Genomic DNA, 16,337 nt, shown 5'->3' on the forward strand with positions numbered 1-16,337 from the left:
CCGACAGCCCCCTGCCCCTCGTACGGGCACGGGGCTGTCGCCGTATCTCGAACACGTGCATCATTACTGGGTAGTTGCCAATGGGGTCAACGGTCCGGACGAGGTGCGGGGTGCGGTTACGGGTGCGGGTGCGGAAGCTGGTGCGAAGAGGCGGTCGGGGTACGGCCGCCACCAGCAGGTCGGCGGCCCTCGGCGGGTTGGCGGCCCTCGGCGCCCTGGTTGCACTCACCGCCTGTGGCCCCCTCTCCGGCGACGACGGGGCGGCCGCCACCGACACCCCCGTCCAGGTCGCCAAGGCCCCCGCCCAGCGCCCGATACCGCAGGGCGACGGCAGCAAGGTCGCCGACGACTTCAACGGCGACGGCCACCGCGACCTGGTCCTGGGCGACCTCGTCAAGGACCAACTCCACACGGACGACGCCGGTATCGGCATCGTCTACGGCTCCCCCGGCGGACTCGTCCCGGGCGCCCGGCAGTTGCTGAGCCCGGCCCGTCAAGCCGCCCGTACGAAGGGCCAGTTGCCGGCGGTCTTCGACGCGGAGGCGACCTGCGACCTCGACGGCGACGGGTTCACCGACCTGGTCGTGTCGACCGACCCGCCCTACGACGGCCAGGGGCAGCCCCCCGTACCCCTCCAGCTCCTCTTCGGCTCCCCCGACGGTCTCACCGGCCGCGCGGTCACCCTCGTGATCCCGGCACAGGCACGCGCGGGCAACGACTGGCCCGACCAGCCGGTGTGCGGCGACTTCGACGGCGACGGCGCCCAGGACCTCGTCGTCCACGCCTCCGACGTACAACTCAGCTATCTGCGCGGCCCGTTCACCCGCAAGGGCGCCCCGAAGAAGGCGGGCGCGCCGATCGCCGCCCCCGGCAACGTCCCCACGGGCCCGGCGGCCGACGTGAACCACGACGGCTACGACGACCTGGTCGTCCGTACGGCGGACGGCACCTCGAAGTCGGCGCTCGTCCTCGGCGGCCCGGACGGCCCCACGCGCACCGGCACGGTGTTGCCCGAGGGCGTCGACGTCGCCCTCGGCCGCTTCGGCAAGGGGCGTGACCTGGACGCGGCGGTGGGGGGTGGGGGTCCCCCCGCGCGAGCGAAGCCGAGCGTGGGGGAGGGCGAAACGTCCCTGCGCTACGACCTCCCCGCCGCGACCTCCGGCACCCTCGCCTCCCCCGGCTCGATGCTCGACACCGGCGACTTCGACGGCGACGGCCGCGACGAACTCGTCTCCAGCGGCTCCCGGTTGAGGGTGTTCCGGGCCCCGACAGCGGCGTCCGGCCTCTCGGCGGCGGGCATGGTGACCGTCGCACCGCCCACCCATGGCACGACCAGGGTCCTCACGGTCGGCGACTTCGACGGCGACGGCCGGGACGACCTGGTGGTACGGACGTACCGGGGCGAGACGTGGGACGAGGTGGCCGTCTATCCCGGGGTGAAGACCAGCCACAAGACGGGCCTTGTGGCGGCGAAGCCGTCGGTGACGTTCTCCAGCGCGGAGTTCCTGTGAGGCATCCGGTGGGACCTCCGGTGAGCCATCTGGATCGCGCGTCCCGCACCCACCCGTCACACCTGTGCCGCACGTCTCAATAATTTTTCCAACTCCCGTACAACCGTTGCCCTTTGCTGTGGGTCTCTTGTTCGCCGCCCGAATTCACGGTCGTGCCCTGCCTGCCCTCTCCCCTCTGGAGACACCGCCTTGCGCAAGCGCACCCTGCTCCTGGCCGCCACGCTCACCACCGGTCTGCTCACCGCCCTGCCCGTCACCACGGCCACCGCCGCGCCCTCCAGACTGGCCGGCGACTTCAACGGCGACGGATACCGCGACCTGGCGATCAGCGCGCCCAACGCCACGGTGTCCGGCAAGCCGCAGGCCGGATACGTCGGGATCGTGTACGGCACCAAGAACGGGCTGAACACCGCGAAGCGGCAGGTCATCAGCCAGGCCACCGCCGGTATCCCGGGCGCCCCGGAGTCCGGCGACTACTTCGGTGACCGGATGACAACGGGCGACCTGGACGGCGACGGTTACACGGACCTCGTCGTGGGTGTGGCCGCCGAGTCGATCGGCAACGGCCGGTCCGGCGTCGTCACCATCGTCTGGGGCGGGGCCGGCGGCCTCAAGACCTCCTCCGACCTCGCCTGGCCGGTGCCCGCCAGGCGCGACGGTTTCGGCTCGGCCCTCGCCACCGGTGACTTCGACGGCGACGGCGACACCGACCTGGCCACGAAGAACGGCTTCGACCCCCAACTGAACGTCTTCAAGGGCCCGTTCACCCGCGCCGGCAAGTCCACCGGACGCGTCGACATCGACACGTACACGGAGACCGGCATCACCGTCGAGGAGCTTGTCGCGGGCGATGTGAACGGCGACGGCAGGGCGGACCTGCTGGTCATGGGCCAGCAGGAGATCAGTGACGGCTACAAGACCCGCAGCGTCCTCTACAAGGGCACTGCCACCGGCCTGAAGGCGGGCCCCCGGGTCGCGGGCGGCTACGCCGGTGTCATCGCCGACATCGACAAGGACGGCTACGGCGACATCGTCACCGGCAACTTCCTGGAGCGGTCGAGCGAGGCGCCCGACGGCGGCCTCGGCGGCGCGATCACCGTCACGTACGGCAGCGCGACCGGCATCAGTTCCGCCCGCAGGCCGGTCCGGATCACCCAGGACACGGCGGGCGTGCCCGATACCGGCGAGAAACGCGACCAGTTCGGCTGGAGCCTGTCGGCCGGCGACACCAACGGCGACGGATACACCGACATCGCCGTCGGCGCCCCGACCGAGAGCATCGGCTCGGCGCGGGAGGCAGGCACCGTCACGATCCTGCGCGGCGCGAAGACCGGCCTGTCGACCGCCGGCGCCAAGCTCCTCTGGCAGAACACAGCGGGCGTCCCGGATGCCGCCGAGTCCCTCGACCTCTTCGGCTCGGCCGTCCAGCTCACCGACACGGACAACAACCGCCGCGCGGAACTGGTCGTGAGCGCCGACAACGAGAACAGGGGTGCCGGCGCGGCCTGGCTCTTCAAGTCCGGCGCCGCCGGCATCACCGCCACCGGCTCCAAGACCTTCACCGGCACCACCCTGGGCGGCCCGTCGGGGCAGACCCGCTTCGGCGCCGTACTTGCGGGCTGACGCCGACAGCCCGTACCCGCCACCCACCACCACACACAACGGGGAAGACAGAAGAGACATGCGTAGGAGAAACATGCGCGGACGCACCAGCACCACGACCACCGCGGCCGTCGCCGCCGCCCTGCTCGCCACCGGCCTGGCGCCGCTGGCCCTCGCCACGCCCGCCGCCGCTGCCGCCGCCAAGTTCGCCGACGACTTCAACGGCGACGGCTACCGCGACTACGCCGAGTACTCCTACGGCGCCGAATACGAGTTCCCCGGCGGCGCCGTCAAGGTCACCTTCGGAACGGCGAGCGGGCCGGGCACCAAAGTCCAGTACGTCAGCCAGAACAGCGCGGGTGTGCCCGGCTCCGACGAGGCGGACGACATGTTCGGCGAGGTCAGGGCCGCCGCCGACTTCAACGGCGACGGGTACGGCGACCTGGCTGTCGCCGCCACCGGCGAGGACGTCGCCGGACGCCCGGACCAGGGCACGGTCACCGTCCTCTGGGGCAGCAGGACCGGCCTTTCCGGCGGCACCAACATCCCGGCCAGGGCGAACACCTCGTACGCCCGAATGGGCTCGGACCTCGCGGTCGGCGACTTCAACGGGGACGGCAGGAAGGACCTGGCCGTCGTCGCGAACGGCAAGGCGTACGTCTACCGGGGCGCCATCTCCCGTTCGGGCGTGGCCGGTTCGGTCAACACCCTCGACAAGAACGGGTCGTCCTTCAACGCCACCGCCCTGATCGCGGGCAACGTGACCGGCGACAACAGGACCGACCTCGTCGTCATCGGCGACGTCGTCGGCGAGAACTACATAGCCTCCGACGCCTGGTTCATCAAGGGCGGCAGCACCCTCACCCCCGGCCGCACCCTCCGCCTGGAGCGCGTGAACGGCAACGGCGGCGAGGCCGATCGCGGCGGCGACGGTGTCATCGCCGACTTCAACAAGGACGGCAAGGGCGACATCGCCATCGGCACCCCGCTGTTCTCCAAGTCCCGTGGCGAGGTGAGCGTTTGGTACGGCGCCGCCGCGGGCCCCGCCAAGTCCGCCCGCTTCACCCAGAACACGGCGGGCGTCGCGGACACCGCGGAGACGTACGACTACTTCGGCGACAGCATCGCCGCCGGTGACATCAACGGCGACGGCTACCGGGACCTCGCGATCGGCGCGGACGGCGAGCGGATCGGCAACAGGCAGTACGCGGGCGCGGTCCACGTCCTCTACGGCCGCGCCGGCGGGATCACCACCGCCGGTTCGCAGTGGTTCGCCCGCAACTCGGCCGGCATCCCGGGCGACGTCACCGACAGCGAGGGCTTCGGCATGAAGCTGCGCCTGCGCGACGGCAACCGCGACGGCAAGGCCGACCTGTACGTCTACAGCCTTTCGGGCTCGATACGCCTGCTCGGCTCGGCGAGGGGGATCACGACGGCCGGGGTCTCGGCGGTGCCGGAGGGCCTGATCGACGGGATGCTCCCGTAACGGAGAGAAACGGGATCCTTTCCCTAGGGGAACGCTGAAGTTCCCCTTAAGGGATGTCACAGGTCAGCAGCAAAGCGGGGTCCGGAACCCCGGGCCCCACCCGTCACTCTCCGGGACCAGGTACGTTCGATGACGTGGCTGGATTCAGGATCGGACGCGGCGGCCGGGACAACCGCCCCCCGCAAGCGCGACCGCAACAACAACCGCGGCAGCAGCCGTACGGCCAGCAGCCCCCACAGGGCGGCCCGTCGTACGGCTATCCCTCGGCGCCTCAGCAGCAGCCGTACGGTGGCGGACAGCCGTCGTACGGCAGCTCGGGCGGCGCCGGTCGGCAGTGGCCCCCGCAGGCGACCGCCGGCAACGGAGGCTACGGCGGACCGGGCGGGCACGGCGGCCAGGGCAGACACGGCGAGCCGGAGTACTTCGGCGACGGCGGCCAGGGACAGGGGCACGGACACGGACACGGGCCCCAGCAGGGGTACCCGAACCCGAACGCTCCCGTGGACCCGTACGCGGCCAACAACCCTGGTCACACACAGGCGTTCAGCACCGGCGACGACCCGTACAACCAGGGCGACACCTACCGCGCCGGCTCGGCTGCGGCCCCGCCGGCCGGTCCACGCCTGCGCTGGAAGGAACTGCTCCGGGGCATCGTCACCGCCCCCGACCGCACGTTCCTGCAGATGCGCGACTACCAGGTGTGGGCGCCGGCCCTCGTCGTGACCTTCCTGTACGGCCTGATCGCCGTCTTCGGGTTCGACGACACCCGCGAGGACACGATCAACGCGACGCTCAGCAACGCGATCCCGATCGTGCTGACGACGGGCGTGGCGATGGTCCTGAGCGCCTTCATCCTGGGCGTGGTCACCCACACCCTTGCCCGCCAGCTCGGCGGCGACGGCGCCTGGCAGCCGACGGTCGGCCTCTCCATGCTGATCATGTCCATCACGGACGCCCCCCGCCTCCTCGTCGCGATGTTCGCGGGCGGCGACGCCCCCTTCGTACAGATCCTGGGCTGGGCGACCTGGGTCGCGGCAGGCGTCCTCCTGACCATCATGGTCCGCCGCTCCCACGACCTCCTCTGGCCGAAGGCCCTGGGCGCGTCGGCGATCCAGCTGGTCGCACTGCTGTCGATCGTGAAGCTGGGGACGTTCTGACGGTTCCGACACCCGGGACCCGACGGATTCGACGCTCAGGAGGGGGTTTTCGGCCCGCGGGCCGAAAACCCCCTCCTGCCGTGTTAGGCAAACATCCCCCCAAGAGGTCTAGTCCAGCACGTATCCACCGGTGTTCACTGCGCCGCATGACGATTACCCCCAGCGCCCGAAAAGCGGGACGGACCATCGCCCTCGTCTCCGCCGCCCTCGGCCTCACCCTGACGGCCTTCACAACAGCCGCCGGGGCCACCACCGTCCCGTCGGAGTTCGGCACCGACTACCACGACCCGGTGACGGCCGCTCCACCCATCACCACACCCCACACCAGATCCTGTGAAGTGACCGTCGCCCAGGCGAAGTTCAAGGACTTCACGCCCTACACCGGCACCTACACCCCACCCACCGCCTGCGGCACCCCGGGCCGCTGGTCGAAGGTGGTGCTCCGCCTCGACGGCAGCGTCGCCGGCCGTCAGTTCGACCGCCTCGGCTACCTCGACATCGGCGGCGTCCAGATCCTCCGCACCTCGACCCCCGAGCCGTCTCAGGACGGCATCAACTGGTCGGTGAAGAAGGACGTCACGCGGTACGGGAAGACGCTGAGCAAGAGCCAGTCCGTGAACATGCTCATCGGCAACGTTGTCGACGACACCTACACCGGCGTCCTGGACGTCAAGGTCACCCTGACCTTCTACGCCCCCGAGCCCGGAACCCGGCCCGCCAAGGCCGGCGGCTCCGCCCCCGACCAGGTCATTCCGCTGAGCGACGGCAACAGCGTCACCACCGGCGCGAAGCTCACCACCCCGCGCAACTCCGAGCGCATCCTGGCCGAGGTGTACGCGACCGGCTCGGGCGGCGGCTGCGAGGAGTTCTGGTACTCGGCGGTCACCCCGTCGGCGTCCTACTCCTGTCCGGGCGGCGACGACGGTCCGTACCGCGAGGTCCAGGTCACGATCGACGGAAAGCTCGCCGGAATCGCCTCCCCCTACCCGAACATCTGGACGGGCGGCTGGTCCCCGTACCTGTGGAGCGTGATCCCCTCCCCCACCGCCTTCGACGTACGCCCCCTGGAGTTCGACCTCACTCCCTTCGCCGGTCTCCTCAACGACGGCAAGGCACACACGGTCGACGTGACGGTGGCCGGCGTCCCCGCGGGCCAGACCGGCTGGAGCACGCCGACCAACATCCTGGTCTGGCAGGACGCCCACACGTCGGTGGTGACGGGCGCCCTGACCTCGTACAAGGCGAGCGACCCGGCCGTCGCGAACACGTACACGGACGGCACCACCCGCACCCTGGACACGAGCGCCGAGCGCCGTCTGACGGTGAGCGGCTACCTGAACACCTCGCACGGCCGCGTGACGACGACGGTCGACCGGCGCCTGACCACGGCCATCACGCACACCTGGACCCCGGACGAGACCACGGACAACCAGCAGGGCCGCTGGACCGACGACCAGACGGTCCGCCGCGCCGGAGTGACGTCCCGCACCGACCGCACCTACACGCTGGACGGCCGCTCCACCATCGACGCGGACAACCGCCTGCGCGTGATCATGTCCTTCGGCGACCACGCCCGCATCGACGGCGTCCGCCTGGACGACACGTACAACGGCGACGCGACCTTCACCCTCGGCGTACCCCGCGACCAGCGCCACGCGGTCGCGACGACCACCGAGCACTACCGCCTCCGCGGCCCGGGCCTGTGCTACGACCACACGCTGGGCACGGAACAGGGGGTGCTGACCAAGGACAGGCGGGGCTGTTAGCAGCGAGCCGGAAAGACGCCGGGCGGCCCTTCGTACGTGTCGTACGAGGACCGCCCAGCGTTCTTCTCAGCTCTCAGAGCGCGTCCTTGGACGGGGTGATCGGCTCGCCGAACTTACGTACTGGAGGCAAGACGCTCCACGGAAAGTTGATCCAGTCATCGGTCCGCTTCCACACGTACTCGCACTTCACGAGGGACTGCGTCTTCTCGTAGATCACCGCGGAACGGACCTCGGCGACGGCGCCCAGGCAGAAGTCCCGCACCAGTTTGAGCGTCTTGCCGGTGTCGGCGACGTCATCGGTGATGAGGACCTTCTTGTCGGAGAAGTCGATGGCGTTGGGAACGGGCGCGAGCATGACGGGCATGGGAAGCGTGGTCCCGACACCGGTGTAGAACTCGACATTCACGAGGTGGATGTTCTTGCAGTCGAGCGCGTACGCCAGCCCGCCGGCCACGAACACACCCCCGCGCGCGATGCTGAGGACGACGTCGGGCTCGTACCCGTCGTCGGCGATGGTCTGCGCGAGCTCGCGGACGGAGACGCCGAACTGCTCGTAGGAGAGCTCCTCGCGTACGGCCGTCATACCTGCGTCCGGTGGAAGTTGAGGAAGGACCGGGAGGCCGTGGGCCCGCGCTGCCCCTGGTACCGGGAGCCGTACCGCTCGCTGCCGTACGGGAACTCGGCCGACGAGCTCAGCTGGAACAGACACAGCTGGCCGATCTTCATGCCGGGCCAGAGCTTGATGGGCAGGGTCGCGAGGTTGGAGAGTTCGAGCGTCACATGCCCGCTGAACCCCGGGTCGATGAACCCGGCGGTGGAGTGGGTGACGAGCCCGAGCCGCCCGAGCGAGCTCTTGCCTTCGAGACGGGAGGCGAGGTCGTCCGGCAGCGTGATGACCTCGTAGGTCGAGGCGAGCACGAACTCCCCGGGGTGGAGGATGAACGGCTCGTCACCCTCGGGCTCGACCAGACGCGTGAGGTCGGCCTGTTCGACGGAGGGGTCGATGTGGGGGTAGCGGTGGTTCTCGAACACCCGGAAGAAGCGGTCGAGGCGCACGTCCACGCTCGACGGCTGCACCATGGATTCGTCGTAGGGATCGATCCGTACCCGCCCGGAATCGATCTCGGCCCGGATGTCCTTGTCTGAGAGAAGCACGCCCCGAGGATACGCAAGACGCGCGAACCCGACACCACCGGCCGGTTCCGCGCGCCTGCACTGCTTCCACTTCACTTGCTATGTGCCGACCTACTGACTGGTGCTGCTCCGCTGCTGCTCCAACGTCACCGGCACCACACTGCGGAGCCGCGCACAGCGCGGACACCGGACCAGCCGGCCGGGGCCGAGCCGCTCGGCCTGCTGCATCGGGAACGAAGCGGTGCTGAACACGTGCCCTTCGGCACAACGGACGACGGTGCGCTCGATCAAGTCCTCAGAGTCCCTTCCCCAAGAGCCGTCGCCGGTCACTGTCGAGACCGACGAGGACCGTCACATTACGGGACGAAAAGGGCGGCCCTGCAGGCGGCACTCCGATCCCGCCCGATCCTGCCCGACCCCTCTTCCGCGCCCCCACCGTACGCCCCAACTCCGGCCACCCGCAGCCGGGTCACGCCGCGAAAACGCGTCCGGTTCACGTCAGGAACAGGCCCCGTCCACACCTGGAACACCCCCGGAATCCCCCGGAAACGGGGGCAGGCCCCAGGGCTTCGGCGCCGGGGGCCTGGCGTACGGTAGAGTGACTGAGCATTCGGACACCGGTCTGACCGGCGTCTTACGCGGGTGTAGTTTAGTGGTAGAACATCAGCTTCCCAAGCTGAGAGTGCGAGTTCGATTCTCGTCACCCGCTCCATGATGAAACCCCAGGTCAGTGACCTGGGGCTTGGTTGTTGTCTAGACCAATTTCACGGTGACGTGCCCCTCGCGTGCCCTAAGTCGAGGCGAAACGGCCAGCTCCGGGGCATTCGCAGGCCACTTCGGATGGTGCGACCTACATACGTCTCAAATAGCGAGACGCATTTCATGTGACCTGCGTCACCACTGAGTGCCATGTCTGCCAAGTCGCTTACGCAAAGCAGCAGTTCACGAAGGCGGCGTGCGCGGCCCTTCGCTGGCGGCTCCCTGAACGCCGACGCCAACTCCGTACTTCGCGGGTGGCCGAGTCGGGTGGAGTTGCTGCCTGGCCGTGTCCGGTTCTGGGCTGGTCGTGTTGACCGGGTGTGACGAAGTCTTCCCGGTCCCCGCGGCTGCGGACGGTGCGCCCGCGCATGGAATGCGTGGTCACCTCGGTGGAGAAGCGTCTGGGCGCTCTGCAGTCGCCCACCTTTGATGGCCGACTCGGCGCCTGCCGCGCGAGTGAACTCGCCTTTGTCTTCGACAATCTGCGCTTCGCCGGCCTGATCGGCTCCGTGCCCTCGGAGCACTCGCCGACATCATGCACAATGCCTGGATCGGCTTCGCCATCACCGGTGACCGCGATTGGCCCGCCTACGACGCCCGGCTCCATGCCACCAAGCGCTTCGACGAAACCTTACAACTGGTCCACGACACGCGACCTGACCCCCGCGCCGCAGGGGGCAACCGCCGCTGACGCAGGTCCTCCACCGGCGTCAGCGCCAACACCACCAGGGCCGCTCGTGCCGGCATTGGGGCCCAGTGCCGAGCGGGGTGGCGGGTGTCGTCTCAGGTGGGGAGTGGGCGCGCCTCGACGATCTGTTTCATGACGATGGTGGACGTCAGTTTCTGTACACCTGGCAGCCTGGTCAGTTGCCCTTCGTAGAGCTTCCGGTAGTCGGCGAGGTCGACGGCCACGACGTGCAGGAGGCAATCGGGATCGCCGAAAAGGCGTTGTGCCTGCAGAACGTTGGGAATTGCGGCGACGGCCTCGTCGAAGGCCGCCAGCGTCGACTGGTCCTCCCGCTGCAGCGTCACGAAGACCAGCGCTTCGAAGCCGAGTCCCATCGCCTCCGGATCCAGCACTGCCTTGTATCCGCGAATCACGCCTGAGCGCTCGAGCTCGCGCAGCCGCCGCTGGCAACGCGAGATGCTCAGCCGGACCTTCTCCGACAGTTCTGTGATCGTCTGGCGGCCGTCCTTCTGTAGCTCCGCAAGAATTTCGCGATCTACCCGGTCAATGGGCAACTCTCTCCCCAATCCGTCTGGCTGCTAGCAAAGGTCGCAAGAATATAGCGGTCGATTCCGCCTAGCCTCGTCTTAGAGAGTTGGCGCGGTCGACTGCTTCTCCAGGGGCGAGGTGTGCACCGCGCCGCGACACATTTCTCAGTCCTGAGTGGCGGTCCGATGGCCGCGGCCATCGCTCACCCTGACCGCCCCGCGCCAATCGGAGGAACCAGTACTGATGTCCGTAGTCAACGAGATCGACGTAAAGGCTCTGCAGGAGACCATCGACGCGGTTCGGGCTACTCCCAAGCTCGGCCAGGTCACCTTCGCTGTCGACGGTACGTGGCAGGGCGGTTTCCGGATCAGGGCGCAGACCGGCGCCCTGACACAGGGCGGTGAGCGCGACGAGCAGCGTGTGGCGAAGTACACGATGACCAGCGACGAGCCGACCGCGCTGCTGGGCACCGACACCGCGGTCTCGCCCGCGGAGTACGTTCTGCAGGCGCTGGCAGGCTGCTACACCGTCACGCTCACCGCCAACGCAGCCTCGCGCGGCATCGAGCTCAAGAGCTTCCGGCTGGAGCTCGAAGGCGACATCGACCTGCGCGGGTTCCTCGGTATCGACACCGGAATCCGTCCGGGCGTGCAGCAGCTGCGCGTTCGCGTCCACATCGAGGCCCCTGATGCCACCCGCGAGCAGCTCGAGGAGCTGATCTCCCTCGTCGAGAGCCGTTCGCCCATCCGCGACACCCTCGTTAACCCGGTCGACGTCGTCACCACGCTTGTCTGAGCACGCGACAGCCCGGACGCCCGAACGGTAAAGGACAGTCGCGGCGCACGACCCGCTGCCCGCATCCGCCCGACAGCGGCATCGGACGGCGGGTCAGCCACGTGCGCCGGTGTCTTCCAGGGTGGGCATCCGCAGGAGGAGCCCGGAGACCCCGCACGGCGGTATCCGGGCTCAGGAGCGCCTGTTTCCCTCAACTGCGCATGGGCTCATCGCTCATCGCTGAGATGCCAACGGGCTGAGAGACGCGCGGAACCGACCGAATGCCCAGGCACTCTTCTCGCCCTGCCTGGATGGGACCCCCTGCTGGGGGATCGGGAGTTCGTCAATGAGACCAAGAGTGGCCCAAGACGGATCGCATGGGCCGGCCTCCAAGACGCGGCACGGCTCTGCGGCGGCGCACAGGACGGGCGGCTACCCACGCAGTCCTGCTGAGCGGACCGCAGAGGCTACCCATCACGTCCCTTTCGAGTCGACGAGCTCACAGTACGGAGGCCATCCTGCGGACTCCTTCGGCGAGGATTTCCGGGGAGGTGGCCAGGTTCATACGGACAAACCCCGCTCCGCCAGACCCGAAGGCCATCCCGGAGTTGAGGGCGATCCGGCCTCGTTCCAGGAAGACGGCCGCCGGGTCGTTGCCAAGGGCCAGTTTCCGGCAGTCCAGCCAGGCCAGGTAGGTGGCCTGGCCTGGGCGGCAGCGCACGGCGGGCAGGTGGGTGGACAGTAGATCGCCGAGCAGCTGACGGTTCTCGTCCAGTCCGGCCAGCAGGCTGTCGAGCCAGGCACCGCCCTCCCGTAGGGCCGCGGTGTGGGCGATGACGCCGAGGTGGCTGGGGCCGTGACTGACTTCCTCGGGGAGGCGGGCCAGGTCGTCGGCGGCCTCGGGGCCGGCGATGGCGAGGGCGGCTTTGAGACCGGCCAGGTTCCATGCCTTGGAGGCGGACATCACCGACAGGCCGTTCTCCGCGCCCGGCACGCTCAGGTAAGGAACGAAGGACGTTCCGGCAGCCACGATGGGAGCGTGGATCTCGTCCGCCACGACGCGCACGGCGTACCTGCGCGCAAGCTCGGCAACATCGGTCAGTTCAGTGGCGGTGTGTACGGTGCCGGTCGGATTGTGCGGACTGCACAGCAGATACACCGGCCGCCCGCCGCGACCGGTGGCTTCCTGGAACGCGACCTCCAGGGTGGTCAGGTCGATCCGCCCTTCCTCGGTCAGCGGCGCCTCGACAACCGGCCGGCCGTCGTTGCGGATGAACTGATAGAAGGGCGGATACACAGGGCAGTTGACCACGACGGGATCCCCGTGACCGGAGACCAACTTGAGCATCTCGACGATGCCCAGCATCACGTCAGGGACGATCGCCGTCCGCTCAACAGCCAGGTCGTCCCAGTCCCAACGTCGCGCGGCGAAGTCCGCGAATGCCTCGGCATAGGCGGTTCCGGCCGGATACCCGGTATCTCCGCGCTCCACCGCACTGTGGATGGCTCGTGCTACGGGCCCGGCGACCGGCACGTCCATCTCCGCCACCCACAGGGGCAATACGTCGTCCTGGTAGGTCTTCCACTTCATACTCGTGCGCTGTCGCAACTGCTCCAGAGACAGCTGCCGCAGCGGGTTCACGCCGCGAGCTCCAGGGAGGTCCTTCAACGCGTCATCCATGAAGCGAAAATAGACCGCATGCCGCGCGCATTGTTTGCCTTTCTTATGCTATCTGCTGCCGAAGCGGCAAAGAGTTACCCATTGTGGATCGCGATTCAGCAAGGAAGTTGCGCCTGCCGGTTGCGACTCCTGCTCTGGGTCTCCCGCTCAACGCAGCGATCCTGCCGAGCACGGGCTGTCCCGATGCCGCCGTCCTCCAGTCGCAAGCCCAGGGTCACGTCACAAGGACGCCTCTGGTCTTGAGGCAACCGAAGGACTTCGACCGGCCTCATGAGGGAGGGCGTCGCGGCCGGAAGCACCCGCGCGATCGCTGCCGAGCTGGGCTTCGCCCATCATGTCCAGGTCCTTGCCGCCGAAGGTCGGCAGGAGGTGCAGGCGCAGCAGGCCGGGGACCGTGCAGCGGAAAAGGGACGGTCCCCGTGACGAGCTGTTAGGGGGACCGGTCCCCGATGAACGTCGCATCCCCGTCCCCAAACGTCTGGGAACCGTGCACCACGGCGTCTCGGGGACCGGTCCCCGTCGCTCTCCCTGCAGCCACAGCGGCGGCCTCGACCGCGCCAGCGTCCTTCCAGATCTCATGCCAGAACCGCCGAATTGCTCCGGCTGCTGCCCTCATCTGCCATCGCTCGGCGCCCGGCGGCTCAGCTCCCCATCCGAACACCTCGGAGGGGCCTTGACCCCATGTGATGGTCGCCCAACGCGCGGTTCCACAGAAGGCGGCCGGACAGGCGCACGACCCGGTGCGCCTGCCCGCCGCGTGACGTCGAGGCCGCTACTTCCGCACGCCGGTCGCGTTGAACTCCTGTACGCCGACCTTTCCGTTCTGGTTGCTGTTGCGCACGTAGAGCCGGATGTTGGTGGTGGCCACGTTGGCCGACGGTCGGTAGACGACCGGCGCCGCCGTGTTGATCGCCTGGTAGGGCATGATGTCGATCCAGGCGTTCTGGCCGGCGCTCCACCGCTGCACCTTCCAGTGGCTGGTCATCCAGGTGCAGCAGTTGTCCTGCTGGATGGTGAAGGCGAACCGCTCGTAGTCCGCACCGAGATCGAACTGCACCCAGGACTCGTTCACGTTTGAGCTGGCCTCGCCGGTCTCGGTGACGCCGTCCCACAGCTTGCCGAGGCCGCTGTCCCAGGAACTGCTCTGCGACAGGGTGGAGTGGTCGGCCAGGTTCTCCCTGGGCACCTTCCACCGCAGCGCTGCGTACTCCGGTTCCAGGCCCGCCTGGTTCATGATGGTCCGCGCCTCGGCCGGCCACGCCCCGTCTGTCACCACGTGCGGCCGCCCGTCGCCGTCGTAGATCGCCCCGTTGAGCCAGTTGTCGGCGAAGTCGGTGTAGTTGTGTGACGCGTACACCGACAGGGGCTGGCGGTAACGCGGAGAGAAGTCGAACCGCCCGCCCTTTCCGACGTTGTAGTCCCAGCGGGTCTGGTGACTCTGGTTGTCGCTGTAGTAGTTCGCGGTCGACGTCGAGTGGTGCACGTAGTTGTGGCTGACCTCGCTGCCCGGCCACGACCCGAACGAGTAGACGGCCCCCGAGTCGTGCACCCCCCAAGGCACCTTGGACGTGGCGTTGTACACCTCGTTGTGGCTGAACGTCGTCCTGCCGATCCCGTCCACCCCGTCGAGGAGGCTGGTCTCCTCCGCCTTGCGCTGATGGAAGCCCATGTACGCGATGTCGTAGACGAGGTTGTGGGTGACCGCCACGTTGTAGGTGTTCATCAGGCTGATCCCGGTCGCCGGGAAGAAGTCGTCACCGATGTCGGTCACGACGTTGTTGCTGATCGTCACATTCTTGGTGCGCCGGGCGCCGTCGACGTGCACGTCCATCCACCGGCCGGCGATGACCCCGGCGGCGGTCAGGTTGTGGAAGACGTTGCCGGTGACAGTGACGTCCTCGGCTCCGGTCAGCAACTGCAGTCCGCCGCTGCCCATCTCGCGCACGGTGTTGTCGGTGAAGGTGATGCCGCGGGCGTTGGTCAGCTTGATCTGACCGGGCACCTCGCCGCCGTAGCCGTCGTAGTTCGGATCCTTGAAGGGGTCGTCCGCGTACTGCGCCTCCGCCTGCGAGCCGCCGATGAACCGGTCCCGAGGCAGCAGCCAGTTGCCGTGCTCGAACGTGATGCCGTCGAACGCGATCGCGCTCGCCTTCGCGGACGGGCTGGACCCGGCCACGTTCACCAGCGTTTCCACCACCGGCACATACGCCCCGGCCTGGTTGACGTCCTCTCCCGCCCGCGGGTAGTAGTACACCTTGTTCGTCGCCCGGTTCAGGTACCACTCGCCGGGGGAGTCCAGCTCCTCGAACGCGTTGAGCACGTAGAACGTGTCGTCGTAGTCCAGAGAGAAGCCGTCGTCGCGGTTCAGCCGCGCCTGGAAGTGCGGCTGTGCCAGGCGCACCCGCTTATCGGCGCCGCTCGCGCTGATGTCCACGACGGGGAAGTAGTCGATCTTGAAGCCGATCGCGATGTGCAGCAGCCGCATGTCGCCGACGTTGGTGTACGCCGCAACGCCGGCCGCCGGGAACCGCACGCCGTCGTAGGAGCGGGTCGGCCGCTCCGGATTGGCCGGCGGGTTGGGGATCGATGCGTCATCGAAGAAGCCGCTGCCCTTGATGCCCTTGCCCATCGCCAGCTGAGCCCGCCGGCCGCCGACGTAGAGCTGCCGGAAGTAGTCGGCGTAGCCCGCCGACTCCGGTACGTCGGCCACGAAGTAAGGCTGGTCGGTTACCCGCTTCCAGCCCGTGACGGCCTTACCACCGTCAACTATGGGCGTCTCACCCGGATACGCCTGGTAGACGACCTTGAACCCGTTGGAACCCGAGTCCGCCTCGGTCAGGTTGAAGGTGGCCGTCCGGGTATGCCGGCCCCCGCGCAGGCAGACGCCGAGGTCGGCCCGCATGTCCTTGTTGAGCTCGTGCTGTCGGATGTGGTCCCGCGCCCGTTCCAAGGTCGCCCACGGGCGGTCCGGTGAGGTTCCGGCGTTACCGTCGCTGCCCGATGCGGAGACGTAGAAGGTGCACACTGTTGCTGCCTTCGCCGTACCACTGACCACCAGCCCAGCAGCCAGCACAACCGCCGCCATGGCGCCCGCGACCACTCTGTGTTTGCTCATCAACTCACTTTCGACTCGTGTCTGGGATGGGTGCGGCACGCTCGATGCCGTGTACGCGTGGCCATGCCGTACGCAGGTCCGCCCGGACATGACGGTGTTGCGTGTGCCGGTGCGGAGGCTTCACCGGCACACGGAG

General features: G+C 68.5%; 13 protein-coding genes and 1 tRNA gene. 8 read left to right on the forward strand and 6 right to left on the reverse strand.

The genetic code is table 11. The annotated features are described in order from the left end of the window. Nucleotides 1–80 precede the first annotated feature (80 nt). The 5 genes from OG241_RS26465 to OG241_RS26485 all read left to right on the forward strand — a co-directional run bounded on the left by OG241_RS26465 (nt 81) and on the right by OG241_RS26485 (nt 7,522). Entirely contained in the window at nt 81–1,511 is a 1,431-nt protein-coding gene (locus OG241_RS26465; RefSeq protein ID WP_405818534.1) for an FG-GAP repeat domain-containing protein, read from the forward strand. 189 nt (nt 1,512–1,700) lie between these two features. Next, the gene (locus OG241_RS26470) at nt 1,701–3,134 is read left to right on the forward strand and encodes an FG-GAP-like repeat-containing protein (protein WP_405818536.1); all 1,434 of its coding nucleotides are present in this window, start codon (nt 1,701–1,703) and stop codon (nt 3,132–3,134) included. Nucleotides 3,135–3,207: 73 nt separating this feature from the next. Then, complete coding sequence (locus OG241_RS26475; protein WP_405818538.1) at nt 3,208–4,599, forward strand: FG-GAP and VCBS repeat-containing protein; 1,392 nt, start codon at nt 3,208–3,210, stop codon at nt 4,597–4,599. Between the two features lie 53 nt (nt 4,600–4,652). Continuing rightward, complete coding sequence (locus tag OG241_RS26480) at nt 4,653–5,756, forward strand: Yip1 family protein (protein ID WP_405818540.1); 1,104 nt, start codon at nt 4,653–4,655, stop codon at nt 5,754–5,756. 146 nt (nt 5,757–5,902) lie between these two features. Then, on the forward strand, nt 5,903–7,522 hold the full coding sequence (locus OG241_RS26485) for a peptide-N4-asparagine amidase (protein WP_405818542.1): 1,620 nt from the start codon (nt 5,903–5,905) through the stop codon (nt 7,520–7,522). A gap of 73 nt (nt 7,523–7,595) precedes the next feature. Here OG241_RS26485 and OG241_RS26490 read toward each other — a convergent pair whose 3' ends face one another. From OG241_RS26490 to OG241_RS26500, 3 genes are all read right to left on the reverse strand, one after another. Next, on the reverse strand, nt 7,596–8,105 hold the full coding sequence (locus OG241_RS26490; RefSeq protein WP_405818544.1) for a phosphoribosyltransferase: 510 nt from the start codon (nt 8,103–8,105) through the stop codon (nt 7,596–7,598). Next, a complete protein-coding gene (dcd, locus tag OG241_RS26495) occupies nt 8,102–8,677 on the reverse strand; it encodes a dCTP deaminase (protein ID WP_405818546.1) in 576 nt (191 codons plus the stop codon). Before dcd ends, OG241_RS26490 begins: the two co-directional genes overlap by 4 nt. 90 nt (nt 8,678–8,767) lie before the next feature. Beyond that, nucleotides 8,768–8,947 carry a hypothetical protein gene (locus tag OG241_RS26500; protein WP_405826917.1) on the reverse strand — a complete coding sequence of 60 codons (180 nt, stop codon included), beginning with the start codon at nt 8,945–8,947 and terminating at the stop codon, nt 8,768–8,770. Between the two features lie 347 nt (nt 8,948–9,294). Between OG241_RS26500 and OG241_RS26505 the strand changes: the two genes are divergently transcribed. Together OG241_RS26505 and OG241_RS26510 are read left to right on the forward strand one after the other, a co-directional pair. Further along, nucleotides 9,295–9,368: transfer RNA gene (locus OG241_RS26505), tRNA-Gly, on the forward strand. A 582-nt stretch (nt 9,369–9,950) separates the two neighbouring features. Beyond that, nucleotides 9,951–10,106, forward strand: coding sequence for a hypothetical protein (locus OG241_RS26510; RefSeq protein ID WP_405818548.1), 156 nt, complete (start codon nt 9,951–9,953; stop codon nt 10,104–10,106). 92 nt (nt 10,107–10,198) lie between these two features. Here OG241_RS26510 and OG241_RS26515 read toward each other — a convergent pair whose 3' ends face one another. Next, nucleotides 10,199–10,651 carry an Lrp/AsnC family transcriptional regulator gene (locus OG241_RS26515; RefSeq protein WP_037727686.1) on the reverse strand — a complete coding sequence of 151 codons (453 nt, stop codon included), beginning with the start codon at nt 10,649–10,651 and terminating at the stop codon, nt 10,199–10,201. Between the two features lie 223 nt (nt 10,652–10,874). Here OG241_RS26515 and OG241_RS26520 point away from each other — a divergent pair, with 223 nt between their 5' ends. Continuing rightward, nucleotides 10,875–11,426 carry an OsmC family protein gene (locus OG241_RS26520; RefSeq protein WP_405818550.1) on the forward strand — a complete coding sequence of 184 codons (552 nt, stop codon included), beginning with the start codon at nt 10,875–10,877 and terminating at the stop codon, nt 11,424–11,426. 478 nt (nt 11,427–11,904) lie between these two features. On the opposite strand, the gene OG241_RS26525 is transcribed toward OG241_RS26520, so the two are convergent. Together OG241_RS26525 and OG241_RS26530 are read right to left on the reverse strand one after the other, a co-directional pair. After that, nucleotides 11,905–13,086, reverse strand: coding sequence for a MalY/PatB family protein (locus tag OG241_RS26525; RefSeq protein ID WP_060904849.1), 1,182 nt, complete (start codon nt 13,084–13,086; stop codon nt 11,905–11,907). Nucleotides 13,087–13,858: 772 nt separating this feature from the next. Then, on the reverse strand, nt 13,859–16,201 hold the full coding sequence (locus OG241_RS26530) for a right-handed parallel beta-helix repeat-containing protein (protein ID WP_405818552.1): 2,343 nt from the start codon (nt 16,199–16,201) through the stop codon (nt 13,859–13,861). Between the last annotated feature and the right edge of the window lie 136 nt (nt 16,202–16,337).

This window comes from Streptomyces sp. NBC_01390, from assembly GCF_045040105.1.
Classification (GTDB): domain Bacteria; phylum Actinomycetota; class Actinomycetes; order Streptomycetales; family Streptomycetaceae; genus Streptomyces.